Genomic DNA, 24,367 nt, shown 5'->3' on the forward strand with positions numbered 1-24,367 from the left:
AGCGGCGATGGGGCAGCGGATCATATCGAGCCGACAACGTGAGATCCTTGCGCTGATCGAAACGGACGGTGTTCAGTACATCGAGGAACTGGCACGTCGGTACGATCTGACGACGCAGACGATCCGTCGCGATATCAATGCATTGTGCGATCTCGGGCACGCGCGCCGCTTCCACGGTGGCGTCGACCTGCCGGTCGAGGGCAGCAACATCTCGCTCAACGCTCGCGCCCAGCTCAACCGAAGGGCCAAGCGGCTTATCGCCAAGCGCGTCGCCGCCGACATAGGGGTCGACGCGACAGTGTTCCTGGGGATCGGCAGCACGGTTCGGTTCGTTGCCGAGGCGCTGCGTGATCACCAGGGCCTGACGGTGATTACCAACAACATCCACGTCGCCTTGAGCCTTTGCGATGCACCGAGTGTCGAGGTGCATTTGACGGGCGGCCTTTTGCGTCACGACGATCGCGACGTGGTGGGCACGGATGTGATCAGGTTCGTCGAAAAATTCTATGCGACTTACGCCGTCGTCGGCGCAGGCGCTCTAAGCCCGCTCAACGGTCTGATGGATTTCAGCTATAGCGAAGCCCAAATCACCAATGCCCTCCTTGAGAATTCACAAACGCAGATTCTGGCTGCAGACGTCAGCAAGTGGACGCGAAACGCTTCCGTGCGTGTGGCGCCATTCAGCAAACTCACCCGCTTTTATACGGATCGGCTGCCTGGCGAAGCGGCCGCCACCAATGCCCTCTCCGAGAGCGGCTTGGACGTGGTGACATGCAGCGAGGATATGGCATGAGCTATGTAGACCTTGCGCCATCAGCTCGTGAGTTACGGGACGTGCGCTACCTGTTCACCGACATCGACGATACCCTGACCACCGAAGGCAAGCTACTTCCGCAAACCTACCAAGCTCTCTGGGATCTCAGCCGGGCAGGCATTGCCGTCGTGCCGGTTACGGGCGGCTCCGCCGGTTGGTGCGAACACATCGTTCGTGCCTGGCCGGTGGCCGCGGTCGTCGGCGAAAGCGGCGCATATTGTGTCACCCGTAGGGACGGCGCAGTCGTCTTCGACTATTGGGAAGATGCCACCCTGCAGGCTGAGCGCCAACGCCTGCATCTCCAGTCAGTGAAAGAGCTGGTTTCGCGAAGGGGCAAGACGTTCAGAATTGCCCACGATCAGGTCTTCCGGCTGGCGGACGTCGCGATCGATATCCAGGGTCACGACCCGCATGAGGTCGAGGATCTCGCGTCCAGCATAAAAGCCATTGGCGGAACGGTTGCGATCAGCTCCATTCACATCAACACGTGGATCGGCAATTACGACAAGCGGTCGATGAGCGAACGCGTCTTAACCGAGATATTCGGTATCGACCCGGCTGAAACTCCCGCCGTTACCGCCTTCGTCGGCGACTCTCGAAACGATGCCCCGATGTTCGGCTTTATCCGCAACTCCTTCGGCGTCAACAATATCATTCCCGTCCTTCCGCAATTGCAGTACGCACCGAAGTGGGTCTCGTTGCAGCCCGCCGGCCTTGGTTTTGCTGATATTGCGAGAACGATCTTGCAAGCAGCAGCCGCAGGTGAATGAACGACGATCGACTTCGTGTCATGGCGGGGTGACGGCTCTAGAGAAATAATTCCGCGAAATCATACTGCGCAGCCGTGGCCACCAGCCGTCAGCTTTTGACCGAGCCGGCGGTCATGCCTGCCAGGAAATAGCGTTGGGCAACCAGGTAGAGTACCAGAAGGGGCAGGGAACCAAGCACGCTCATCGCCATCATCTCGTTCCATTCGAAGGCGTGCTGGCCCATCAGAAGCTGGATACCGATCGGAACGGTTCTGAGATCCATCGATTTCGTCAGCGTTAGCGCGAAGAGGAATTCGTTCCAGGCCAGCAGAAACGTGTAGACCGCCGTGGCGACGATCCCGGGGATGGAGACCGGAACGATGACGCGCCAGAGCGCCGTCCAGCTCGAGCCGCCGTCGACAAGGACGGCCTCGTCCAGCTCTTTCGGCAAGGTATTGAGATAGCCTGTCATTAGCAGGATGGCATAAGGCAGCGTGAAGACCATGTAGGTCAGGATCAGCGCCAGATAGGTATCGAAGATCCTGAAGGCGACCACCATGCCGAAATAGGGGATGAGAAGGGTGATCGGCGGAACGGTCTGGGTGCTGATGATGAAGATGTTCAAAGTGTTCTTGAAGCGGAACTGATAGCGGCTGAATCCGTAGGCGGTCAGGATGGCGATAACCAGGGTCAGGCAGGTGACGACGCCGGCGACGAAGTAGCTGTTGATGAAGAAGCGCACTTTCACCGGATCGTTGAAGATCGTCAGATAGGCGGCCACCGTAAAGTCATCCGGCAGCAGCCGCGGCGGAAGGGCGAAGATTTCCGTATTCGATTTCAGCGAACTGAAAAACATCCAGACGATCGGGAAGGTCGAAAAGACCAGGCCGATCGCCAGGCCGAGATAGGTCAGGATGGTCGGCAATGCCGAGCTTTTGAAGGAACGCTTTGCCATGGCGGTCACCTGCGCTGCTGGTGTTTGATGTAGAAGTAGGTGACGCTCATCGAAATGATGAGGATGATCATCGCGCTCGCCGAAGCCAGGGAAAACTCATACTGGGAGAAGGCGAGCTTGTAGGTGAAAGTCGAGAGCACTTCCGTCGAATAGATCGGACCGCCGCCCGTCGTCATCCATACGAGTGGAAAAACCTGCATCGTCCAGATGAAGTCGAGAAGCGCGATGCTGATGATGATCGGCATCAATTGCGGAATGGTGATGTACCAGAATTTTTCGAGTTCGTTGGCACCGTCGATACCGGCTGCCTCGTAAAGCTCCTTCGAAATGCCCTGGAGGCCGGCGAGCAGGCTGACCATGTAGAGCGGGTAACCCGCCCAGATGTTTGCGAAGGTCAATGCATGAATGGCGGTGCGCGTCGAAGAGAACCACTCGACCTTGAAGTTGATGATATGGAGCGCCATCAGCACGCTGTTGACGACGCCGTTCGGATCGAGCAGCAGGCGCCAGATGATGGCGATGATGACGGCGGTGAACAGCCAGGGCAGGATGAAGAGCACGCGCAGGATGCTGCGAATGAGCGGATCGACGCGGTTGGTGTTCAACAGCAGCGCGAAGGCCAGGCCGATGATGAAATGGAAGACGACGCTCATGATGGTAAAATAAAGCGTCTGGGCGACCGACTGCCAGAAGACCGGATTCTCGAAGATGGTCAGGTAGTTCTGGACGCCTGCGAACGCCGCATCCTTTTTCATGATGGCGCCGTCCATCAGCGAATATTTGAAGACCATCACCATCGGGAACAGCATCAGCAGAACAAGCAGCAGAGTGGCGGGCGACACGTAGAAATACGGCACCAGCTTCCTCAAGGTGCTGTAACGAAGCCATCCTTTTCTTGGCGCTTTGGCGTGCGCAGCGACCAGAGCCGGAGCGGAATGATTCATGAGCTGTGAGTTCCCATTCTGCCGAGATTTGACGACTTGCACCGGCAGCGCAATCTGGCGCTGCCGGTGATTCGTGAAAGCGACGTGCTTTAGAACTTCGCGAGCCAGGCCTTCTGGGTATTGGAAGCCGCGTCCTTGGCCGACTGCCCGCCGTCGAACATCTTCTGAACTTCGACGTTCATGTCGCGCATCAGCTCTTCGGCAACCGGAAGACCGACGAATTCATTGGCAGGATAGCCGCTCTGGAAGATTTTGAAAGCTTCGGCGAAGATCGGGTCCGATGCCACAAAATCCGGCTTGGCGTGGACATTGCCGGGGAAGGCGTTGGCAATCGAAACCAGACGGCCGTTGACGTCTGGGCTCATCAGATATTCCACAAGCTTCCAGGCTTCTTCCTTGTGCTGGCTGCCTTCGCTGATACCGATGCCCCAGGAGGCATAAGGCATGCCGCGCTTGCCGGTGTAGCCGTCAGTGGCCGGCAAGGCGGAGATGCCGAAGTTGAGCTTCGGATTGCGCTCGCGGATGAGGTTCACGTGGGCGAGCGAGTCGACCATCATGCCGACGCGGCCGTTGACGAATTCCTCGACCTTGTCCTGTTCCTTCTTGGCGAAAATGCCGGGCGAAATAACGCCTTCCTTGTTGAGGGACGCGATATAATCGAGCGTGCCGACGACAGCGTCATTTTCGAGATCCGGCTTGCCGTCCTTCAGCATCGAGGCGCCCGAGGCCCAGACCCAGGACATGACGTCGTTCTGGATTCCGCTCGGCGACTGCAGCGACAGCGGCAGGACCCAGCCATACTGGTTCTTCGGCGCATCGGTCATCTTCTTCGCGGCTTCAGCGAATTCCGTGCGTGTGGTCGGCAACTTGTCGACGCCGGATGCCTTGGCGATATCGAGGTTGACGAAGACGGGATAGACGAAGGAAGCGAGCGGGAACATCACGCTCTTGCCATCGACCTTGACGATATCGGTGATCTGGCTCTTGTCGTACTTCGCCTTGTCCATCAGTTCGTCCATGGAGGCGATTGCGCCCTGCTTGGCCAGCCCGTTTACCCAGGCGCCATCCAGGCCCACCACGTCGCTCAGCGTTCCGGAGGCGGCGCCGACGACGATCTGGTCACGCGTCGTGGCATAGGGGCCGCTGACCAGCGTCACCTTGATGCCGGGGTTGGCGGCCTCGAAATCGTTCATGATGCCGCGCAGCGCCCCGGACGGCATTTCGGGTTCCCACCATTGTATGAATTCGATGGTGGTGTCGGCAAACGCCGATGTGGCGCAGAGCGCCCATACCGCCACGGCAGCCCGCATCGTCACGCTGAATTTTCTGATATTCATGTGTGCCTCCCATAGATTTTCAGTTAATCGATCCTCCTCAAGATCGTAGGCAAAGTAGGTTCCCTGAGGCGCCTATCTGTCAATGAAGAACTGCGATCGAGAAAAGATGGGAGGCCCGTATTCATGGCGAGTTCGCACACAACTAATTGAAATATAATAACAAAATTATTCGTTATCGTCCGAATTTTTTCGGAGCATTTGTGTTGCTTGTGACGCTTTTTTTCTTTACTTTCGTAAACAAATGAAAGTTTGCCCAACAAAACGAAAAGCGGAGACGCCCGCCGTCCTCACCGCAAATTTTCGAATTCGGGGCCTGAAACAAGCGTTTTTGCAACCATGCGGCGCGAGCACCTGACGTCGCAAGAGAGGAGAATATTTCGTTTTTCGAAAGAGAGCCGGGTCCGCAGCGAAAAGTCATGCCGGCCTGCCCGTTGATTTTCCCCGATTCCGGAAAACGAAGACCACCCTGTACAAATTGCCGAATGCGTGTGATGCGACATCATTTTCGATTCAGCGCACCGTCGCGCCGCCGATTAAGGAACTGAATGGCCAAGAAAAGTTATAAATCGATGGACGATTTTGCGGCCGCCTCCGGCGTATCGCGTCCGACGCTGTCGAAATATTTCGATGATCCCTCGCAGATCAAGGAAGTGACCCGCAAGCGTATCGAGGCGGCTCTCAAGAAGTCGAACTTCGAGCCGAATCTTTTCGCGCGGCATCTCAATCGCAAGCGGACCAGGAATATCGGGATTCTGGTCCCGACCATGTCGGATCCCTTTTATGTGCAGGTCGTGTCGCTGATCGAGCTGGAGTTGCGCGAAAGGGGATTCTGGCCTGTCCAGATCTCCTCGCACACGCGGCCCGAGCTGGAGGCGGAGGCCGTGCGGACCTTGCTCTCGCTGAAGGTCGCGGGTGCGATCGTGGCGCCGCTGGGCGCCGGTTCGCGGCGTTCCGCGCTGGAAAGACTAAGGGATGCAATCCCCGTCGTTTGCTTCGACAATCCTGCCAGCGGTGACCTTCCCTATGTCGGCAACGACAACGCGCAAAGCATGGCAGCCATTGTGCAATATCTCTGCCGATCCGGTGAGCCGCCGATCTTCCTGGAAATTCCGCATATGACCGAAAATGCCGGCGAGCGGCAGGCGGGCTATCGCGCGACCATGGCGAGGGAAGGGCATTCCCCGCTCGTCATCGATTGCGACGCGCCGCCTTCCTGGGAGTTCGAGCGTCTCGGATACGAGCAGATGCAGAGGATGCTTGCGAATGGCGGACTTCCCGGCAAAACGCTCCTGTGCGCCAACGACCGGTTCGCCTTCGGCGCGATGGCGGCGGCATTCGCCTCGGGACTGAAAATCGGCCGGAACGAGGCTTGCGACGTGCGCATCGCCGGGCACGACGACCACCCGCTGAGCCGATATACCTGCCCGTCGCTGACGACGATGGCCCAGAACGCATCCGAGATCGCCGCGAAATCCGTGGAGCTTTTGCTCGCGCATATCGAGAGCGAGGATGACGGAACGACCCCCGCCACGAACAAGGTGATCCTTGAGGCAACGCTTGTCATGCGCGACTCGGCTTGAGATCCGGTCGGCTTGAGATCCGGCGAGGGTTACGGCCTCAGCGGGTAAGCGCGGGGTCCATGGTGCGCCACGCCATTGCAATGGCCTCAAGCGCCTCTTGCGCCTCCGGAATGGCCCGTCTCTTCGATACGAAGCCATGGATCTGTCCGGGCCAGGTCCGGCTTGTGGCCTGCGCTTCCCGGCTGAGCCGCTCGGCATAGCCTGCCCCTTCGTCGACCAGCACGTCGTGTCCGGCAAGGATCACGAAGGCCGGCGCCACACCGGCCAACGACATCGCGCTGAGCGGCGAAGCCCGCCAGTCCGACCTGCTCGCGGCTTCCGGCAGATAGTGGTCCCGGAACCATTTCATCGCCGCTGCCGTCAGGCCGAAACCCTCTGCGTAACGTGAGTAGCTGTCTGCGGCCTGCAACTGGTCGGTCACCGGATAGATCAGCACCTGGCCGATGACGGCCGGCACCTGTCCGTCCCGCGCCAGGAGGGCAACGACGGCGGCCAGATTGCCGCCGGCGCTATCGCCGCCGACGATAATGCGCGAGGGATCAATACCGAGTGCATCGGCCTGCTCCGTCATCCAAACAAGTGTGGCAGCGCAATCGTCGATCGCGGCCGGAAACGGATGTTCCGGTGCCAGGCGATAATCGGGTGAAACCACGACGGCGCCTGCCATATTGGCAAGCGTCCGGCAGATATCCTCATGGGTTTCCGGCGCGCCGATCACAAAGCCGCCACCATGGAGATAAAGCAGGGCCGGCGCCCCTTGGCGCGGCGCTGCTTGGCCGCGCCATATCTTCACCCTGATGGCGCCCACACGTCTTTCCAACATCTCTGCCACCTCTTCGAGTGGCCACTGGATGCCTGCGAAACTGTCCAGATATTGCTGCCGCGCCTGCGCCGGAGTGCAGCTTTCCACCGCCGTTTCCGGATCGCCAGGCCATGCCAGGGCGCGTTTGGCGGATTCGTCCAGTTGCGTCATGCGAGCAAGCTCCTTGCTTCGTCTTCCCGCAATTCTTTCGGCTGCGCGACGATACCCGCAATGGTCTGCGCGACGCCGGTTTCACCCGCACGCAGGATCGCTTCCATGACTTCGAGCACATGCAGGGCGAGATCGCACGAAGCGCGTGGCGTGCGGCCTTCGATGATTGCGCGCGCGAGATCGGCAAGGCCAAGCATGCGGTAGTTGGCGCGATCAGGCGCGGCGATCGGCCAGTTGACGGCCCCGAAGAGTTCGCCTGATGTATCCGTTTCCTGCCAGGGAGCGCCACGGCTGGAGAGCGCGACGGAGCCGCCGAAATTGTCGGGGTCGGGCAGGCGCAGCGAGCCTTCGGTACCGTGGAGCTCGATCGGGTGGTTGGAGTGGCGGAAGACGTCCCAGGAGGTGCCGAAGGTGACGGTGGCGCCGCAATCGAATTCCAGCAGCGACAGCACGCTGGTCGGCGTGCCGACCTTGAACGTGGTGCCCTGTTTCGGCCCCTCGGCGGTGATGAGCCGTTCTTCCTGCCCGCTTGTGGCGACCGCCTGCACACGGCGGATCGGCCCCATGAGATTGACCATCATCGTCAGATAGTAAGGCCCCATATCCATGACCGGGCCGGCGCCGGCCTGGTAGTAAAAGCTGGGATCGGGATGCCAGTGCTCCATGCCGCGCCCCATCATGAAGGCCGTTCCCGTCACCGGCTTGCCGATGGCGCCGGCTTCCATCTGCCGCCGGGCATGGCGTCCGGCTGCCCCCAGGAACGTGTCCGGCGCCGAGCCGAGCATAAGGCCCTTGGTGGCGGCCGCATCCACCAGCCGGCGTCCTTCCGCGGCCGTGACGCCGAGCGGCTTCTCGGTGAAGACATGCTTGCCTGCCGACAGCGCCCGCATCGAAACGTCGAAATGCGCAGCCGGGATCGTCAGATTGAGGATGAGGTCGATGTCCTTGTCGTCAATGAGGCTATCGACGTCGGCCGCGCGCAGATTGAATTCCGCCGCGCGGCGCTTGGCGGCGTCGGCGTTAAGATCTGCACAGGCAATGATTTCGACGCCGCGGAACAGCGGCGCGTTGCGCATATAGGCGAGCGAAATGTTGCCGCATCCCACAACGCCGATCCTGAGTTTCATGCCATTGGTCTGTGTCATCGAGGAACCTGATTTTGCCGTTGCGGCTGCGGAGAGTTGAGGGTGCGTTACGTTTTAAGCGCAGGGAATAAATTATATTGACGCACGGTAACATTTGACCGTACGTAATGACAAGACACTGGGGTCGCAATCTCCGAAGAAGAGCCGCCCTTCCGGTTTTCGATCCGCACTCCCTGCGGAAGGGCTTTCGGCCGGCGAGGCGAAATGCCCCGAGGACTTCGGTATCGGCTGTTATCAACAAATAGGTCAGGACCAAGATATGAAAAATGCTGAGCTGCAGATCGGCTGCCAGACATTCACCTGGGAGATGCTCGGCGCAGGCTGGAGCGGCGGCCCGGACGATCTGGTGCGCGCCGTCGCCGATGGCGGATATACCGGCATCGAAATCACCGACACGATGATCGGTCACTACGCGCTCAATCCTGCCGATTTTGCCCGTACTCTGACGGACGCCGGTTTGACGCTGGTTTCCTTTGCCTTCGGCTCCGCCAGCGGCTTCACGGTGGCGGAAAAGATTGCCTCCGATCTCGACACGGCGCGGCGATGGGTCGATTTCGCGGCGAACTTTCCCGGTGCGATGGTCTCGATGGGATCGGCGACGGTCGTTTCGGATGGCCCGCGCGATGAGAAGTTCGCCATTGCGGCCGAGTGCTACAATCGTGCGACCGAGATTGGGCAGTCGGCCGGTGTCGCCGTTGCCGTCCATCCTTCCTCGCACCACAACACGCTCCTCTTCACCCGCGAGGACTATGACCGCCTGTTTGCTCTCTTGGATTCGCGCGTGGGCTGGGTGCCTGATACCGGCCATATCCTGCGTGGCGGCCAGCAGATCGGCGATACGCTGGCGGCCTACCGGGAGCGTATCCGCTACGTGCATCTGAAGGATGTCGACGCCGGTGGCGTCTGGGCGATGCTGGGCGACGGCGTCTGCGACGTGCCTGCCGTGATTTCGGCCGTTCGGGATGCGCCGAAGTTTACCGGCTGGATCGTGGTCGAGGAAGAATCGGACCACGCCGGAACCGATCCCGCCGCGGCGGTTCGCGTGAACCGCGAGACGCTTCGACGTCTCGGATTTTAGCCGGCCTCGTTTTCCCCGCTGTCGGCCTGAACCGTCGATCGGAGCCCAAGTCTCTGCTGGCGTTCTTACGCAGCGGAGAGGTGGACGGCAGGTCACGCGTAGCGGACCTCCACGCCGAGCTTGTCCAGCCGGTGGCGGATGCTGTGCGGCATGTTGCTGTCGGTGATGATCAGATCGACACGCGACAGCGAGAAGGCTTTCGAGGAGGCGCCGATGTCGAATTTGCTCGAATCCGCCACGAGGACGACACGCCGGGCCATGCGAACCAGGTTGCGCTTGGTCCGGGCGATATCCTCGGAGACGTCGACGACATCGAAGGCCTGATCGATCGCGTGGGCGCCGACAAAGGCCTGGTGGGCGACGAGGCCACCGACCGCCTTGTCGGAGTCCGAAACGATCGTGCTCACGGTGCTCGGAAACACGCGGCCGCCGATCATGTGCACGTCGAGCCCTGGCCGGTACATCAGATGTTGTGCGATGTTCATCGCCGTCGTCGCAACCACGACGTTGTTGACCGGCGGCATCTGCATGGCAACCTGCAGCAGCGTCGAGCCGCTGTCGAAGACGATCGACTGGTTGTCGATGATCTGCCGCGCAGCCATCTGGGCGATACGCCGTTTCGCATCGAAATTGCGCTGCATGCGTTCCTCGAAGGCCGCCGCCGGCGAGTCGGACGGCAGGGCGATCGCGCCGCCATGCGTTTTGATCAGCTGCTTCTTCGCGTCCATGATTTCGAGATCGGAGCGGATCGTCACTTCCGAGACCTCGAAGAATTCAGCCAGCTGGCGGGTGCGTGCCTGACCCACCCGCTGAAGTTCCAGCATGATCTGCTGCCGCCTCTGTTCTGCAAGCATATGTGATCCCGACTGTCGCTTTTTGCGACTATCTGACTTTTGAAAAACGAAAGCTTGAGCTCCCAGCTCACAGCTTCTGCTGCAAAACTAGCCGTTGAACGACGAAAATGCACGTCAAAAATTCCTTCGTCACGTAAAAACGAAAGAAATCGAAATATTGAATGTTTGTTTGTTTTCGAGTTAGGTTCTCCAACAATTGAAAAAGCAGCCATCACAAAGGGAAGTCTCGCCATGGGTCTCGGAACCAAAGTCCGCCTCGCACGCCTGTTCTCGAACCCCTCGGGTCATTTGTTCGGAGGCGCCGTCGATCATTTTGTCGGTTATGGCAATGTGCGTGAGGGCGGGCTTGCCGACCTGCCGGGCGCGCTCCGGCGCGTCATGGCGGGGGGGCCGGACTACATCAGCATCCAGCCTGGTGCGGCGCGTCACCTCTGGTCGGAATATGCCGGAAAGGCAGCGCTCGTCATTCAGGGCGGTTGCTTCACCGCCGACGACCGCATTCGCCAGCTCATTGCCACCCCGGAAGATGCCGTGCGCTATGGTGCGGACGCTCTGGCGGTCGCCATTCCCGTGCGCGGCGCCACCGAAGGAGAGTATATCCGCTGGCTCACCGATACGGTCAACGCCGCCGCCCGTTTCGAGATGCCGGTCGTCGCCCATGTCTATCCCCGCGATTTCTCCGACGGCGGCAAGATCGTGTTCACGCCGGATGAGATTGCCTATGCGGTGCGCATCGGCTTCGAGGCCGGCGTCGACGTGATCAAGGTCGGCTATACCGGCGATTTCGAGTCCTTCCGGGAGACCGTTGCGACCTGCCCGATTCCGGTGGTGATCGCCGGCGGCCCGAAAACCGATACGCTGCTCGGAGCGCTCGTCCAGACTTCCGAAGCGTTGCGCGCTGGCGCCAAAGGCGCGGTTGTCGGTCGCAACCTTTGGGGTCATGGCGATACGACCATGGCCGCGCGCGCCTTCAAGCTCGTCATTCATAAGGGGATGGCGCCGGAGGAGGCGCTGGCGGCGGCCGGTGCTTGAGGCGTGTCGCGCCCTTTCCAGGTTCTGGGCTTCGGCGCCCTGGCAATCGATGACATCATCTATGTCGATCGGGGGCTGACGGCCGGCAAGGGGAAGGTGACGAAACGCGCCACCGACCATGGCGGCAACGTGGCGACGGCCCTTGTTGCCGTCGCCCGGCTGGGCGGGCGCGCCGGCTTCATCGGCTGGCTCGGCGATGAGCCCGCGACTGATGTGGCCGGCAGCGAACTCGAGCGTGACGGCGTCGACATATCGCTGGCTCCCCGCCATGCGGATGCCGCTCCGATCCGCTCCGTGATCACGGTCGGTCCCGACGGCGACCGGTTCATTGCCTATGACGACGATGTGCTGCACGGCACGTCGGATGCGCTGCCCGACGATGTTCTGCTGCAGGCCCCGGTGATGCTGATCGACGGTTATGCCACGCACTCGGAAAGCGTCGTGGCCCGCGCACGTGCCTTGGGCCTGGCCGTGATTGCCGATATCGAATGGACGGTCGGTGCCACGACGGATCGGATATTGGCTTTCGCTGACCATCTGGTGTTGCCGCTCGCCTTCGGGCAGGAATATACCGGCGAGCGTGATCCGACGATGATCCTGGACAAGCTCTGGTCTGCGGATCGGTCCGCTGTTGTCCTCACTGATGGCGAACGGGGGACCTACCTCCGCCAGAGTGGCGATGCCGTCCGGTGGCATGTGCCGGCTTATCCAGTACAAGCGGTCGATACCACAGGCGCCGGGGACTGTTTTCACGGGGCCTACGCTCTTGCCCTCGCGGAAGGGAAAAGCCCGCTGGATTGCGTTGCCTATGCTACGGCGGCTGCCGCCATTTCCGTGACCGCACGGGGAGGGCGCCGGGGCCTGCCGGACAACCGGACATGCCTGGCATGGATGGCGGCGGAGAATGCGCCGGTGCCGCTCGCTTTGCCCCAATGCCGGGAATGAGCGCGGGGTGCCTGATGTCGACGCTGGCCGATCGGTCGAGTGAAACCTCTCTGGTGGATAATTGATCGCACGGCGAGATCTCAACACCTGCAGCACGGCCATAAAAATTACGCGCGATAAAAAATAAAATCTCGCAACTAAACATCATAAATAGATATATTTTTCAGATATATATACCGAATTATCGGCACTTTCTGGCGAGTCATACCTCGATTCTTTTGTTGACTTTGAGGCGCAGTCCTGAGCCTTCTTGTCGAAAGGATCGGAGACGGCGGGGAGCGCCGTCTGAAGATGTGATCCGACTGGTACGGGAGGACGAGACGTGGCCGTGGTTGTACTGGACAAAATCTGCAAGACCTATGGCAACAGCTACCATGCGATCAAGGATCTGAGCCTGACGATCCATGACGGCGAGTTTCTGATCCTGGTCGGTCCGTCCGGATGCGGAAAATCGACTGCGCTGCGCATGATTGCCGGGCTCGAGGAAATCAGCAGCGGAACCCTGAGCATCGGCGGCCAGGACGTGGTGGATCTCGCGCCCAAGGACCGGGACATTGCCATGGTCTTTCAAAGCTATGCGCTTTACCCGCACATGACCGTGTTCGACAACATCGCTTTCTCGATGAAGCTGGCCGGAAAGAGCAAGGCCGAACGCACCAAGCGCGTGCATGAGATCGCCAAGATCCTGCAGCTGGAAGCCTTGTTGGGCAACAAGCCGGCACAGCTTTCCGGCGGCCAGCGCCAGCGTGTTGCGATGGGCCGCGCCATGGTCCGCGAGCCGGCGGCATTCCTCATGGACGAACCGCTCTCGAACCTCGATGCGAAGCTGCGCGTGCAGATGCGGGCGGAGATCGCCAGCCTGCAGCGACAGCTGGGCGTGACGACGATCTACGTGACGCATGACCAGACCGAAGCGCTGACCATGGGCGATCGGGTCGCGGTGCTGAAGGGCGGCGTGCTTCAGCAGGTGGATACGCCCAAGGCTTTGTATCACCGCCCGGTCAACGCCTTTGTCGCCGGCTTTATCGGCTCGCCATCGATGAACCTGTTCGAGGGGCGTCTGGAGGGCCGGCGAATTCATCTGCCGGGCTTCTCCATTCCCTTGACCGACGGCGCCTTCGAACGCGCGCCCGGTCTTTCCGCCTTCGAGGGAAATTCCGTGATCTTTGGAGTCAGGCCTGAGGATCTCTATGACAGCCGGTTGCCGTCCGGTGCTTCGTATCCGACGATCCCGGTGGTCGTGAAGTCGATCGAGGAGCTCGGCTCCGAGCTGATCGTGCATTTGAAGATCGACGCGGTCCGGATCGACTCGGGCGATCCCGATGCCGTCGAAGACCTGAGCGGGGCCGCCAACGCCGTCGCGCGGTTCGAAGCGGTCAGTGCGGTCGAGACAGGTCAATCGATCGATCTGGCAATCGACCCGGCGAAACTACACTTTTTCCATCCTCAAACGCATATGGCGCTCTGAAGTGACGAGCGAAAGAAGGGCTCATCGATGCCAGCAAAACAGGAACGACGTCTCCGCATCGGCGTATTGGGAGCGGGCCAGATTGCCCAGGCCGCGCACTTCGAGAGCTGCACCAAGGCGGCCAATGCCGACCTCTATGCGATTTGCGACGTTGCCGAGGATCTCCGCGAACGTATGGCAATCACCCACGGAGCGGAAAAAACCTATGACGACTACGACAGGATGCTGGCCGATCCCGACCTCGATGCCGTGATCATCGCCACCGCCGATGCGTTTCACGTCCCGGCCTCCATTCGCGCTCTTCAGGCGGGCAAGCATGTCCTGTGCGAGAAACCCGTCGGTGTCACCATTGAGGAATGCCTTGAACTGAAGGCCGCTGTCGAGACGTCGGGAAAGGTGTTTCAGGTCGGGCACATGAAGCGTTTCGACGCGGGGCTCCAGGCTGCCAAATCCTTCATCCGCGATGAAATGGGCGAGATGGTCGCTCTGAAAGCCTGGTATTGCGACAGCACGCACCGCTATCCGATGACCGATGCGGTCCAGCCCCTGATCGTCACCAGCGCCAATGCGAAAAAGCCCTGGGCCAATCCGAAAGCCGACCTGCGGCGCTACTACATGCTTGCGCACGGCTGCCATCTGATCGACACCGCACGTTATTTCGCCGGCGACATCGTTTCCGTCAACGCGCGCCTGTCCGAGCGCGCGGGCATCTGGTGCTGGTTCGTGGACGTGGAATTTGCCTCCGGCACGCTCGGCCATCTCGATCTCACCGTCCAGGTGCGCATGGACTGGCACGAAGGCTTCCAGATCTATGGCCGAAATGGCAGCATTTTGGGCAAGACTTATAACCCATGGTACTACAAGAGCAGCGAGGTGGACATTTTCCGCGAAGCGGACGGCGCCACCCATCGCGTTCTCGGCGCCGACGGCCATTTCTACCGCCGCCAGGTCGAAGGCTTCGCCCGCACCATTCTGGACGGCGCGGTGATGGAAGGCGCTGACATCGATGATGGCGTGGCATCCGTACGAGCCATGGTCGCCGTCGCGCGTTCGGCCGAAAGCGGCAAGGCGGTTGCGCTGGCTGACGTCACGGGCGGCGTGTGATGAAGCTCGGCATCTTCGCAAAGACCTTCGAGGGAACGGAGCCCTTGACCGTTTTGAATTCGGTCGCTGCGGCCGGGTTCACCTGCACCCAATACAATATGGCCTGTTCTGGCCTTCCGCCGATGCCGGAGATCATCACGCAAGCCCAGGCCCGCTCGGTCGCCGACGCTGCGCTGAGCAGCGGCGTCGAGATCGTTGCCGTTTCCGGCACCTTCAACATGATCCATCCGGATCCCGCCGTGCGCGAGGCCGGCCTTCGCAATCTGGCGACATTGGCCGAGCGTTGCGCCGGCATGTCGACCGACCTGATTACGCTCTGCACCGGCACGCGCGACCCCATCGACCAGTGGAAGGCCCACGGCGACAACGACACGCCGGAGGCGTGGCGGGATCTCCTCGAAGCCATGGAGACGGCCATCGAGATTGCCGAGCGCTATGATGTGGATCTCGGCATCGAGCCCGAGCTTGCCAATGTCGTCAACTCGGCTGAGAAAGCCGATCGGCTGATCACGGCACTGACGAGCCCCCGCATCAAGATCGTGCTCGATCCGGCCAATCTCTTCGAGGTCGCGACGCTGGATGAGCAGCGGCGCATCGTGTCTTCCGCCATCGACCTCCTGGCCGATCGGATCGTCATGGCGCATGCGAAAGACCGCAATCCTGACGGTCGTTTCGCGACCGCCGGCAAGGGTGTCCTCGACTATGGGCATTATCTCGGCCGGCTCAAGGCGATCGGCTTTGACGGCAGTCTCGTCACGCATGGTCTTTCGGCCTCGGAGGCGGCCGGTGTGGCGGCCTTCCTGAAGAATAGCCTCGACGGTAATTCTGCGGAGGCAGGAAGATGAGACGAGGTCAACCGTTCGAAACCAGCGACGGGACCATTCTCAATGTGGATACGGCGGGCGAGGGCGTGTCCGTCATCTTCCAGCATGGCCTATGCGGAGATGCGGCGCAGACCGATGAGGTCTTTCCGTCCGACATGGGTTTCCGCCGGGTGACCATCGAAGCGCGCGGCCACGGCCAGTCCCAAGCCGGCAATCCGGAGCAAATGTCGATCGCGACCTTCTGCGATGATATCGCCGCCTATATCGAGAAAAACCTCGCATGGCCGGTCGTGATCGGCGGCATCTCGATGGGGGCTGCGATCGCCTTGCGGCTCGCAGTCAAACGGCCCGATCTTGTCAAGGCTCTGATCATTGCAAGGCCGGCCTGGCTGACGGCGTCGGCGCCGGAAAATATGGCGCCCAACGCCGAAGTCGGGCGGCTTGTGAAAACTCTGCCGCCGGGCGAGGCAAAGGCCGCATTCCTGGCCGGGCCGGTGGGCCTGCGGCTCGCCGCCGAGGCGCCGGACAATCTGGCCTCGCTTGCCGGTTTTTTCTCCCGCACGCCTTTGGATGTGACCGCCGAACTGCTCACCAGGATCTCAATTGACGGTCCTGATGTGACCGAAGAGGAAGTCCGCGGTCTCACTACGCCGACGCTCGTCATCGGCCATGAGCGGGACAGCATTCATCCTCTCGCCTATGCGCGCGCGCTTGCCGAGCGGATTGCCGGCGCGCGCTTCGCGCAGATCACCCCGAAGACTGAGAGCCGTCCGCAATATGTCGCGGACTTCCGGCTTGCCATGAGCAATTATCTGAAGGAGCTCTGAAACAATGACGACCCCCTCCAGGACCTGGATCCAAGACCTTCCGAAGGATCGCCTGATCGCGGAATTCTCCGTCTGGTCGGCCGATCTCGTGCATTTGGCGGATGATCTCGCGCGTGTCGATCCTCACGTCGACATTCTGCATATCGATGTCGCCGATGGCCATTTCGCGCCGGCCATGTTGTTTTTCCCCGACCTCGTTGCCGGGGTGCGCAAAGTCTCCGCGCGCCCGATCCATGTTCACCTGATGGTCGCCGACAGCATCATCCTGTCGCAGATCGAGCAATTCGCCGATGCGGGCAGCGACCTGATCAGTCTTCACGTTGAAAATGAAAGCGTCGCCGACCAGGCTCTCGATCTTCTCGACCGTCGCGGTGTCGCAGCCGGCATGGTTCTCAAGGTAGATACCCCCGTCGAGCGGGTCGAAAGATATGTTTCCCGGCTGAGTTTCGTGACATTGCTCGGCACGGCGATCGGCGTGAAGGGCCAGGGCCTCGACGAAAAGGCCGGCGCCCGGCTGCAACAGGCCAAGCAGATCATCGCCGGCTGCGGTGCGGCGCATCGGATCGTGCTTGCGGCCGACGGCGGTATTCGCGAGCACACCGTGCCTCTCCTGCGCCAGTCAGGTGCGGAGACGGTCGTTCTCGGCTCCCTGGCTTTCAATGCGCCATCGCTCGACGAGCGTATGGCATGGCTCCGCGCACTCTAACTCATGGTCTTCACATGCAGCAGGTTGCCATTGGAATCGACCTCGGTGGGACGCAGGTCCGCGCTGCCCTTGTCGATGAGCACGGCAGGATTCTGGCGCGCGCAGCCGAACCAACGGATGCGCTGGCAGGCCCCGACCGCGTGCTCGCCCAGATTTGTGGCCTGGCCGATGGACTGCTCGCGGCATCGAACCCGGCTTCGGTGGTGGGCGTCGGAGTATCCGCTCCAGGCCCGCTCGATACGGTCACGGGCGTCGCCACCGATATCCCGACCCTCCCGGGCTTTGTCGACTTTCCGCTGAAGGCGGAGTTGCAGAAGCGGTTCCCGTTTGCAGTCGACCTCGAGAATGATGCTATTGCCGCTGCCATCGGCGAGTGGCAGTTCGGAATTGGCAAGGGATTTGATAATCTCGTCTATGTCACCGTCAGCACCGGCATTGGCGGCGGCGTTATTTCGGACGGTCGCGTGGTGCGCGGCCGCAAGGGCATGGCCGCCCATGTCGGGCACATGTCGGTCGTGCCGAATGGAGAGCTCTGCCCTTGCGGCAACAGGGGCTGCTTCGAGGCCTACGGATCCGGACCGGCTTTTGCACGACGCGCTCAAATAAGGGCGATGGAATCGAGCGGGACGACGATAGGCAGCGATGGCGGTGTCATCGACAGCCGCAGCATCTTCGCAGCCGCGAGAAATGGCGATCGTCTGGCAAATCAACTGGTTGACGAAGAAGCGGAAATTCTCGGCCGAGGCTTCACCAGCCTGATCCACATTTTCAGTCCGGATATCATTGTGATGGGAGGCGGGCTTTCCCACGAGTTCGACCGGCTCCAACCCGGCATTCAAGGCTACATCACACAATCGGCAATGCCGGCATTCAAAGATGTCAAGGTGATGCTGGCAGCATTGGATCAGAACTCGGGCCTCGTCGGCGCAGCGGCTCTGGCGTTTCTGACCGGCAAGGTACCTGCGATCGATCAGCTTTAGAGCCTTTCCGTATCGAGAGGTTGCTCTCCGTCAGGGCGGCGGGGTGGTACTTTCCCTCAGGATCAGTTCGACTGGCCACAATTCGTGAACCTCATCCACGGCACGTCCAGCGATAAGCTGTAGCGTTAGCTCAGCGCATCGCGTGCCCGCGGCACGCATGGACGATCGGGTTGTCGAGAGTGACGGTACCATGCTTTCTGCCGTCAGATAAGGGAAGACGTCGTCATGGGCGATGACCGACACATCCCGACCCACCGTCATCCCAAGCGAACGGACGGCACGGTAGACACCAAGCGCTGTCATCGTGGAACCGGCAACGATGGCGGTCGGCGCATTCGCGCTCTCCAGAAAAGAGCGGGCATGACGAAAGCCGCTCTCGTCGGAGAATTTATCGCAGACCATCAGGTTGGGATCGACGACGAGCCCACGCTCCTGATGGGCAATCCGAAAACCATGTTCGCGATGGATCGAATACGTCTTGCCCCGCAGGCCGTTGATCATGGCAATGCGCCGGTGCCCGAGATCGAACAGGTGTTCGGTGGCTCTACGCACGGCATTTTCATTATCGATATCGAGCCACGCGTGAACGTGCTCGGTCTCCGAGCGGCCGTGAACCAGGAAAGGCAGGCCCAAGCTGTTCAGCAACTCGATCCGCGGGTCCTTGGGGCGCGGCGAATGAATGATCACTGCATCCACTCGGCGACTTTCGACCAGGCGTCGGTAGGCCTGCATTTCGTCGTCATCATTGTGCGCGGTAATAGGCGTGATGAGAATATCGGTATCGGCCGTTTCCAAGCGCTGCGCCATCCCCGATATGAATTCAGCGAAATGGATTTCTCCCGAACGCCCCATCATCACGCCTATCGCCCCGGCTCTCCCGGTCTTTAGCCGCACGGCATTGATATCGGGGCGATAGCCAAGCCGCATTGCTTCGCCCGCAACCCGGGCGCGCGTGGCCTCGCTCACCTCGGGATAGCCGCTGAGCGCACGGCTGACCGTCGTCGGTGAGAGCCCAAGCTGCTTTGCAAATTCACGAAGTTTCATCGAATGTCTTCTTTGTCCCGGCAATCAATGGACGAAGCGTTGGCGATGCGCAACGGGCAAGTGCCAATCCGGCAAAAATTGAAATCGATTTCAATTTCTTGACATTGAATCTTTGCTCGCGAGGTCAAGAAGTACCTCTAATCGCTGTATATATGGCATTTTCCTATCATAATACAACTGAAGATCGCCAATCGTAATGGCTTGACGCCTCTGCGGCCTTCTGCAATGGTCTGGTTGCCAAATCGATTTCAATTTCTGGGAGGAGATCATGAAAAAGTTTGCTTTAGCCTTGTCCGCACTCAGCGTCGCCATCGCTGCCGGCTCTGTCCGTGCCGCTGAAATTTCGTTTGCCGCAAATACCACCGGCAAAAACGTCGAATTCCTTCACAAGCAGCTTGCAATTTTCGAGAAGAATACCGGTAATCATGTCAAGCTCGTCACCATGCCGTCATCGAGCAGCGAGCAGTTTTCCCAATATCGCCTGTGGCTTGCTGCTGGAAACAAGGACGTCGATGTTTATCAGACCGATGTCATCTGGGCGCCGCAGCTTGCCGAGCAGTTCGTCGATCTGAAGGAGGCAGCCAAGGACGTGGTCGGCCAGTTCTTCCCGTCGATCATCGCGTCTCAGACTGTCAATGACCGGCTTGTGGCGTTGCCGTTGTTTACCGATGCTCCGGCGCTGTTTTACCGAAAGGACCTGCTAGAGAAATATGGAAAACAGCCGCCGAAGACTTGGGACGAGATGGCTGCGACAGCCAAAGAGGTTCAGGATAAAGAACGCCAGGCCGGACAGAAGGACCTCTGGGGCTACGTCTTCCAGGGCAATTCCTACGAAGGGTTGACCTGCAACGGACTGGAATGGGTGAAGTCGTCCGGCGGCGGCCAGATCGTCGAGCCGGACGGGACCATCTCGATCAATAACGAGAAGGCGGCAGCAGCGCTCGAGCGGGCCAAGGGCTGGATCGGCACGATCTCGCCGCCAGGGGTGCTCGCATATCAGGAAGAAGAATCGCGCGGCGTCTGGCAGACCGGCAACGCCGTCTTCATGCGCAACTGGCCGTATGCCTATTCTCTCGGAAACGGTGCCGACAGCGCGGTGAAGGGCAAGTTCGACGTGATGACGCTACCGGTTGCGGCCGTCGGCGATAAGCCGTCTTCGACACTCGGCGGCTGGAACCTGGCGGTTTCGAAATATTCCGAAAAGCAGGACGCAGCCATCGTGCTCGTAAAATTCCTGGCGTCGAAGGACGTTCAAAAGGCACGTGCCATCGAACTGTCCAATTTGCCGACCCTGACGGATCTTTATGACGACAAGGATGTTGCTGCCGCGCAGCCCTTCATGCCGAACTGGAAACCCATTTTCCAGGACGCCGTGCCACGCCCTTCGGCGACGGCCAAGGTGAAATACAACGAGGTGTCCTCGAAGTTCTGGACTGCAGTGCACAATACCTTGTCAGGCAGCGGCTCAGCTGCCGAGAACCTCGAGCTTCTCGAAGCCGACCTAACGACCCTCAAGGGCGACGCTTGGTGAGTATTCCGACCGGCGGCTGTCAGGCCGCCGGTCCGGTCTTCGGACGAGCTAGCGAGGGATAGTCGTTGCATGAGCGAAATCGTAGTTCCACAAGCAGTCAAGCCCAGGGTTTCCCATTTCAGATCCTCCACGGAGCTGCGGTCCGAGCGCATCCGATCGGCATGGATGTTTCTGGCGCCGACGCTGTTGATCTTGGCAATCGTCGCTGGCTGGCCGCTGTTCAGAACGATCTATTTCAGTTTTACGAATGCGTCGCTGAACGACCTTGGCAATGCGCAGTTCGTCGGCTTTGACAATTATTTGTCGTGGGTGACGCTGAAGAGCGGAAGGACCGTCTATCGCGGACTGCTTGCCGATCCGGTCTGGTGGAACGCCGTCTGGAACACTGCCAAGTTTACCGTCCTTTCGGTGGTAATCGAGACCGTGCTCGGACTGATCGTCGCCTTGGTGCTGAACGCACGGTTCGTCGGGCGTGGGATCGTACGGGCCGCAATCCTCATTCCTTGGGCGATCCCAACCATCGTCTCAGCAAAGATGTGGGCCTGGATGCTCAATGATCAGTTCGGCATCCTGAACGATATTCTGCTCGGCTTCGGTCTTATCAGTGAGAAGATTGCCTGGACCGCCAATCCGGAAACGGCGATGATCGCAGTGCTGATCGTCGATGTCTGGAAGACGACGCCCTTCATGGCGCTTCTGATTCTTGCGGGACTACAGATGGTTCCGGGAGACATCTATGAGGCTGCCAAGATCGACGGCGTCAATCCGGTCAAGGTTTTCTGGCGTCTGACGCTGCCGCTGATCCGACCGGCTATCATGGTTGCCGTGATCTTCCGGATGCTGGATGCGATGCGCATCTTCGACCTGATCTATGTTCTGACGCCCAACAATGCGCAGACGAAGACCATGTCGGTCATGGCGCGCGAGAACCTCTTCGACTTCGACAAGTTCGCCTACGGCGCCACCGCGTCAACGGTGCTTTTCCTCATCATTGCCTCCGTAACCGTCCTTTATATCTGGCTCGGTCGCGTCAAGCTCGGCGGGGAGGAACGTTGATGCTGCTTTCGATCGTCAAGAATACGCTCTTCTACCTGCTCGTCACAATCATCGTCATCATTGCGGTATTTCCGTTCTACTATGCGATCCTCACGAGCCTGAAGACCGGCACGGCCCTTTTCAAAGTCGATTATTGGCCGACCTCGATCTCCTTCGGCAACTACACGTCCGTGATGGGCCAGGGCGGTTTCGTCCGCAGTCTGGCGAATTCCGCGATGATCGCCTGCGTCGTGGTTTCAGCATCGCTGCTACTTTCGATCACCGCTTCGTTCGCTTTGGCCCGGGTACACTTCCGCGGGCGGGCACTGTTGATGTTGACCATCCTCTCGGTGTCGATGTTTCCGCAGATTGCCGTTCTTGCGGGCCTCTTCGAACTCATCCGCTGGATCGGCATCTTCAACACGCCCTTCGCGCTGATCTTTTCCTACATGATCTTCACGCTCCCCTTCACCGTCTGGGTGCTGACGACCTTCATGCGCGAATTGCCGATCGAGATCGAAGAGGCGGCGATCGTCGATGGCGCTTCACCTTGGGTCATCATCACCCAGGTGTTCATGCCGTTGATGTGGCCGGCGCTGGTGACGACCGGACTGCTCGCCTTCATCACCGCCTGGAACGAGTTTCTTTTTGCGCTGACGTTCACATCGTCGGATACGCAGCGAACCGTCCCGGTTGCGATCGCCCTGCTTTCGGGCAACAGCGAATTCGAGATCCCCTGGGGCAACATCATGGCGGCTTCAGTGATCGTCACCGTGCCGGTTGTCGTGCTTGTTTTGATATTCCAGCGCCGGATCATTTCGGGGCTGACCGCCGGCGGCGTCAAGGGTTGAGGGAGTAGAACATGGCAGAAATCCGACTGGAGAATATCCGCAAGAGCTTCGGCGCTTTCGAGGTGATCAAAGGCGTGACGATGGACATCCGCCGGGGCGAGTTCATGGTGTTCGTGGGGCCGTCGGGATGTGGCAAGTCCACGCTGCTGCGGCTTATCTCCGGGCTCGAGGACATCACCTCGGGAACCCTCTCCTTCGACAACAAGACGGTGAACCAGCACGCGCCGTCGAAGAGAGGGATCGCCATGGTGTTCCAGTCCTACGCGCTCTACCCGCATATGACGGTCTTCGACAACATGGCTTTCGGCATGAAACTTTCCGGGAGTACCAGAGGCGAATGCCGCCAGCGTGTCGAACAGGCCGCCGGTATGCTGCAGCTCTCACCCTACTTAGACCGCTTGCCGCGACAGCTTTCCGGCGGGCAGCGTCAGCGCGTCGCAATCGGCCGGGCGATCGTACGCGATCCCAAGGTCTTTCTCTTCGACGAGCCGCTGTCCAACCTCGATGCGGCGCTTCGAGTCGCGACGAGGCTGGAAATTGCGAAGCTTCATCGCAGCATGAACAACACGACGATGGTCTATGTGACCCATGACCAGGTCGAGGCCATGACACTCGCCGATCGGATCTGCGTGCTGAGGGACGGCGTCGTCGAGCAGATCGGCACGCCGCTGGAACTTTACGAAAGCCCAAATTCGGTCTTCGTTGCCGGCTTCATCGGTTCGCCGAAAATGAATTTCCTCTCGGGCGAACTGGCGCAAGCCTATGATAGCCACACGATTGGCGTGCGCGCCGAGCATGTTCGCATCACGCCCGAGTCGCCCGTTTGGAGCGGCACGGTCATCCATTCAGAAATCCTCGGCTCCGATAGCTTCGTCTATGTGGATATCGGGGCGGATGAGCCGCTCATCGTGCGGGAAGCCGGAGTCTCCCGCCATGCGCCCGGCCAAACGCTTGGCCTTACGCCGCTTGCCGGCCACATCCACCGTTTCGACCGGTCGGGCCGTTCGCTTGAGCGAGCCTCCATTCGGGCTGCCTGATGTTCCCAAGGTCGATGTTCTTCCCAGGACTCGATCCGTTTTTTAACTATAAGGAGAGGACGACGTGACCATTCGCACCGTTGTGTGGGGAGAGAATATCCACGAGAATACCAATGCCGTCGTCCGGGGCATCTATCCCGAAGGCATGCACACGACGATCGCCAACGCGCTGAATACCGATCCCAGTATCTCGGCGACGACGGCGACGCTGCAGGAGCCGGAACACGGACTCAGCGAAGCCCGCCTTGCCGAAACCGATGTCTTGACCTGGTGGGGCCACAAGGATCACGGCGCGGTCTCCGACGTCGTCGTTGAGCGTGTCGCCAAGCGCGTCTGGGAAGGCATGGGGCTGCTCGTGCTGCATTCCGGCCATTTCTCCAAGATCTTCAAGCGGCTGATGGGCACACCCTGCGCGCTGAAATGGCGCGAGGCGGGTGAGCGCGAGCGTCTGTGGACGATCAATCAGCGCCATCCGATCGCCGCCGGCATCGGCGAACATTTCGAACTCGAGAACGAGGAAATGTACGGCGAGCAGTTTTCGGTGCCGGAACCGC

24 protein-coding genes are annotated in these 24,367 nt (G+C 60.2%); 17 read left to right on the plus strand and 7 right to left on the minus strand.

The features are described from left to right. The first annotated feature begins 7 nt into the window (after positions 1-7). Together EEQ99_RS22115 and EEQ99_RS22120 are read left to right on the plus strand one after the other, a co-directional pair. The gene (locus tag EEQ99_RS22115) at positions 8-793 is read left to right on the plus strand and encodes a DeoR/GlpR family DNA-binding transcription regulator (RefSeq protein WP_047619028.1); all 786 of its coding nucleotides are present in this window, start codon (positions 8-10) and stop codon (positions 791-793) included. After that, positions 790-1,584 carry an HAD-IIB family hydrolase gene (locus EEQ99_RS22120; protein ID WP_048338470.1) on the plus strand — a complete coding sequence of 265 codons (795 nt, stop codon included), beginning with the start codon at positions 790-792 and terminating at the stop codon, positions 1,582-1,584. Before EEQ99_RS22115 ends, EEQ99_RS22120 begins: the two co-directional genes overlap by 4 nt. 88 nt (positions 1,585-1,672) lie before the next feature. Here EEQ99_RS22120 and EEQ99_RS22125 read toward each other — a convergent pair whose 3' ends face one another. The 3 genes from EEQ99_RS22125 to EEQ99_RS22135 all read right to left on the minus strand — a co-directional run bounded on the left by EEQ99_RS22125 (position 1,673) and on the right by EEQ99_RS22135 (position 4,799). Further along, positions 1,673-2,518: a carbohydrate ABC transporter permease gene (locus EEQ99_RS22125; RefSeq protein ID WP_028758670.1), complete on the minus strand. Its 846-nt coding sequence runs from the start codon at positions 2,516-2,518 to the stop codon at positions 1,673-1,675. Positions 2,519-2,523: 5 nt separating this feature from the next. Continuing rightward, positions 2,524-3,462: a carbohydrate ABC transporter permease gene (locus tag EEQ99_RS22130; protein WP_028758669.1), complete on the minus strand. Its 939-nt coding sequence runs from the start codon at positions 3,460-3,462 to the stop codon at positions 2,524-2,526. Between the two features lie 89 nt (positions 3,463-3,551). Further along, complete coding sequence (locus EEQ99_RS22135; protein ID WP_063473714.1) at positions 3,552-4,799, minus strand: ABC transporter substrate-binding protein; 1,248 nt, start codon at positions 4,797-4,799, stop codon at positions 3,552-3,554. Between the two features lie 545 nt (positions 4,800-5,344). Between EEQ99_RS22135 and EEQ99_RS22145 the strand changes: the two genes are divergently transcribed. Further along, complete coding sequence (locus tag EEQ99_RS22145) at positions 5,345-6,379, plus strand: LacI family DNA-binding transcriptional regulator (RefSeq protein WP_047619020.1); 1,035 nt, start codon at positions 5,345-5,347, stop codon at positions 6,377-6,379. 37 nt (positions 6,380-6,416) lie between these two features. Here the strand turns inward: EEQ99_RS22145 and EEQ99_RS22150 are convergent, their stop codons facing one another. Both EEQ99_RS22150 and EEQ99_RS22155 read right to left on the minus strand, forming a co-directional pair. After that, positions 6,417-7,352 (minus strand): alpha/beta hydrolase, encoded by a 936-nt coding sequence (locus tag EEQ99_RS22150; RefSeq protein ID WP_047619017.1) that lies wholly within the window; start codon positions 7,350-7,352, stop codon positions 6,417-6,419. Further along, positions 7,349-8,497, minus strand: coding sequence for a Gfo/Idh/MocA family protein (locus EEQ99_RS22155; RefSeq protein ID WP_127431105.1), 1,149 nt, complete (start codon positions 8,495-8,497; stop codon positions 7,349-7,351). Before EEQ99_RS22155 ends, EEQ99_RS22150 begins: the two co-directional genes overlap by 4 nt. 259 nt (positions 8,498-8,756) lie before the next feature. Here EEQ99_RS22155 and EEQ99_RS22160 point away from each other — a divergent pair, with 259 nt between their 5' ends. Next, positions 8,757-9,575, plus strand: a complete 819-nt coding sequence (locus EEQ99_RS22160) for a sugar phosphate isomerase/epimerase family protein (RefSeq protein ID WP_063473713.1) — start codon at positions 8,757-8,759, stop codon at positions 9,573-9,575. 92 nt (positions 9,576-9,667) lie between these two features. Here the strand turns inward: EEQ99_RS22160 and EEQ99_RS22165 are convergent, their stop codons facing one another. Further along, positions 9,668-10,429 carry a DeoR/GlpR family DNA-binding transcription regulator gene (locus EEQ99_RS22165; RefSeq protein ID WP_028758619.1) on the minus strand — a complete coding sequence of 254 codons (762 nt, stop codon included), beginning with the start codon at positions 10,427-10,429 and terminating at the stop codon, positions 9,668-9,670. Positions 10,430-10,660: 231 nt separating this feature from the next. On the opposite strand from EEQ99_RS22165, the gene EEQ99_RS22170 reads away from it, so the two are divergent. The 8 genes from EEQ99_RS22170 to EEQ99_RS22205 all read left to right on the plus strand — a co-directional run bounded on the left by EEQ99_RS22170 (position 10,661) and on the right by EEQ99_RS22205 (position 18,315). Then, positions 10,661-11,461 (plus strand): beta/alpha barrel domain-containing protein, encoded by an 801-nt coding sequence (locus EEQ99_RS22170; protein ID WP_047619009.1) that lies wholly within the window; start codon positions 10,661-10,663, stop codon positions 11,459-11,461. Positions 11,462-11,464: 3 nt separating this feature from the next. Continuing rightward, positions 11,465-12,406 carry a PfkB family carbohydrate kinase gene (locus EEQ99_RS22175; protein WP_127431106.1) on the plus strand — a complete coding sequence of 314 codons (942 nt, stop codon included), beginning with the start codon at positions 11,465-11,467 and terminating at the stop codon, positions 12,404-12,406. Between the two features lie 322 nt (positions 12,407-12,728). After that, positions 12,729-13,874 (plus strand): ABC transporter ATP-binding protein, encoded by a 1,146-nt coding sequence (locus EEQ99_RS22180; RefSeq protein ID WP_063473711.1) that lies wholly within the window; start codon positions 12,729-12,731, stop codon positions 13,872-13,874. Between the two features lie 27 nt (positions 13,875-13,901). After that, the gene (locus EEQ99_RS22185; protein ID WP_127431107.1) at positions 13,902-14,978 is read left to right on the plus strand and encodes a Gfo/Idh/MocA family protein; all 1,077 of its coding nucleotides are present in this window, start codon (positions 13,902-13,904) and stop codon (positions 14,976-14,978) included. Next, complete coding sequence (locus tag EEQ99_RS22190) at positions 14,978-15,823, plus strand: sugar phosphate isomerase/epimerase family protein (RefSeq protein WP_127431108.1); 846 nt, start codon at positions 14,978-14,980, stop codon at positions 15,821-15,823. The genes EEQ99_RS22185 and EEQ99_RS22190 overlap by 1 nt, the downstream gene beginning before the upstream one ends. Next, positions 15,820-16,629 carry an alpha/beta fold hydrolase gene (locus EEQ99_RS22195; RefSeq protein ID WP_127431109.1) on the plus strand — a complete coding sequence of 270 codons (810 nt, stop codon included), beginning with the start codon at positions 15,820-15,822 and terminating at the stop codon, positions 16,627-16,629. Before EEQ99_RS22190 ends, EEQ99_RS22195 begins: the two co-directional genes overlap by 4 nt. 4 nt (positions 16,630-16,633) lie before the next feature. Further along, the gene (locus EEQ99_RS22200; protein ID WP_127431110.1) at positions 16,634-17,335 is read left to right on the plus strand and encodes a ribulose-phosphate 3-epimerase; all 702 of its coding nucleotides are present in this window, start codon (positions 16,634-16,636) and stop codon (positions 17,333-17,335) included. Between the two features lie 14 nt (positions 17,336-17,349). Continuing rightward, complete coding sequence (locus EEQ99_RS22205; RefSeq protein WP_097596092.1) at positions 17,350-18,315, plus strand: ROK family protein; 966 nt, start codon at positions 17,350-17,352, stop codon at positions 18,313-18,315. Between the two features lie 30 nt (positions 18,316-18,345). Here the strand turns inward: EEQ99_RS22205 and EEQ99_RS22210 are convergent, their stop codons facing one another. Continuing rightward, positions 18,346-19,359: a substrate-binding domain-containing protein gene (locus tag EEQ99_RS22210; RefSeq protein ID WP_028758610.1), complete on the minus strand. Its 1,014-nt coding sequence runs from the start codon at positions 19,357-19,359 to the stop codon at positions 18,346-18,348. A 268-nt stretch (positions 19,360-19,627) separates the two neighbouring features. Between EEQ99_RS22210 and EEQ99_RS22215 the strand changes: the two genes are divergently transcribed. From EEQ99_RS22215 to EEQ99_RS22235, 5 genes are all read left to right on the plus strand, one after another. Continuing rightward, complete coding sequence (locus EEQ99_RS22215; RefSeq protein WP_127431111.1) at positions 19,628-20,890, plus strand: ABC transporter substrate-binding protein; 1,263 nt, start codon at positions 19,628-19,630, stop codon at positions 20,888-20,890. Positions 20,891-20,959: 69 nt separating this feature from the next. Continuing rightward, positions 20,960-21,946 carry a carbohydrate ABC transporter permease gene (locus EEQ99_RS22220; RefSeq protein ID WP_028758608.1) on the plus strand — a complete coding sequence of 329 codons (987 nt, stop codon included), beginning with the start codon at positions 20,960-20,962 and terminating at the stop codon, positions 21,944-21,946. Then, the gene (locus EEQ99_RS22225; RefSeq protein ID WP_047618991.1) at positions 21,946-22,776 is read left to right on the plus strand and encodes a carbohydrate ABC transporter permease; all 831 of its coding nucleotides are present in this window, start codon (positions 21,946-21,948) and stop codon (positions 22,774-22,776) included. The genes EEQ99_RS22220 and EEQ99_RS22225 overlap by 1 nt, the downstream gene beginning before the upstream one ends. Before the next feature lie 11 nt (positions 22,777-22,787). After that, entirely contained in the window at positions 22,788-23,813 is a 1,026-nt protein-coding gene (locus EEQ99_RS22230) for an ABC transporter ATP-binding protein (RefSeq protein WP_047618987.1), read from the plus strand. A 64-nt stretch (positions 23,814-23,877) separates the two neighbouring features. After that, positions 23,878-24,367: ThuA domain-containing protein (locus EEQ99_RS22235; protein WP_174824482.1), on the plus strand; the 490-nt coding region annotated here is incomplete at its 3' end.

Origin of the sequence: Rhizobium anhuiense, from assembly GCF_003985145.1 — a bacterium.
GTDB classification, from domain to species: domain Bacteria; phylum Pseudomonadota; class Alphaproteobacteria; order Rhizobiales; family Rhizobiaceae; genus Rhizobium; species Rhizobium anhuiense.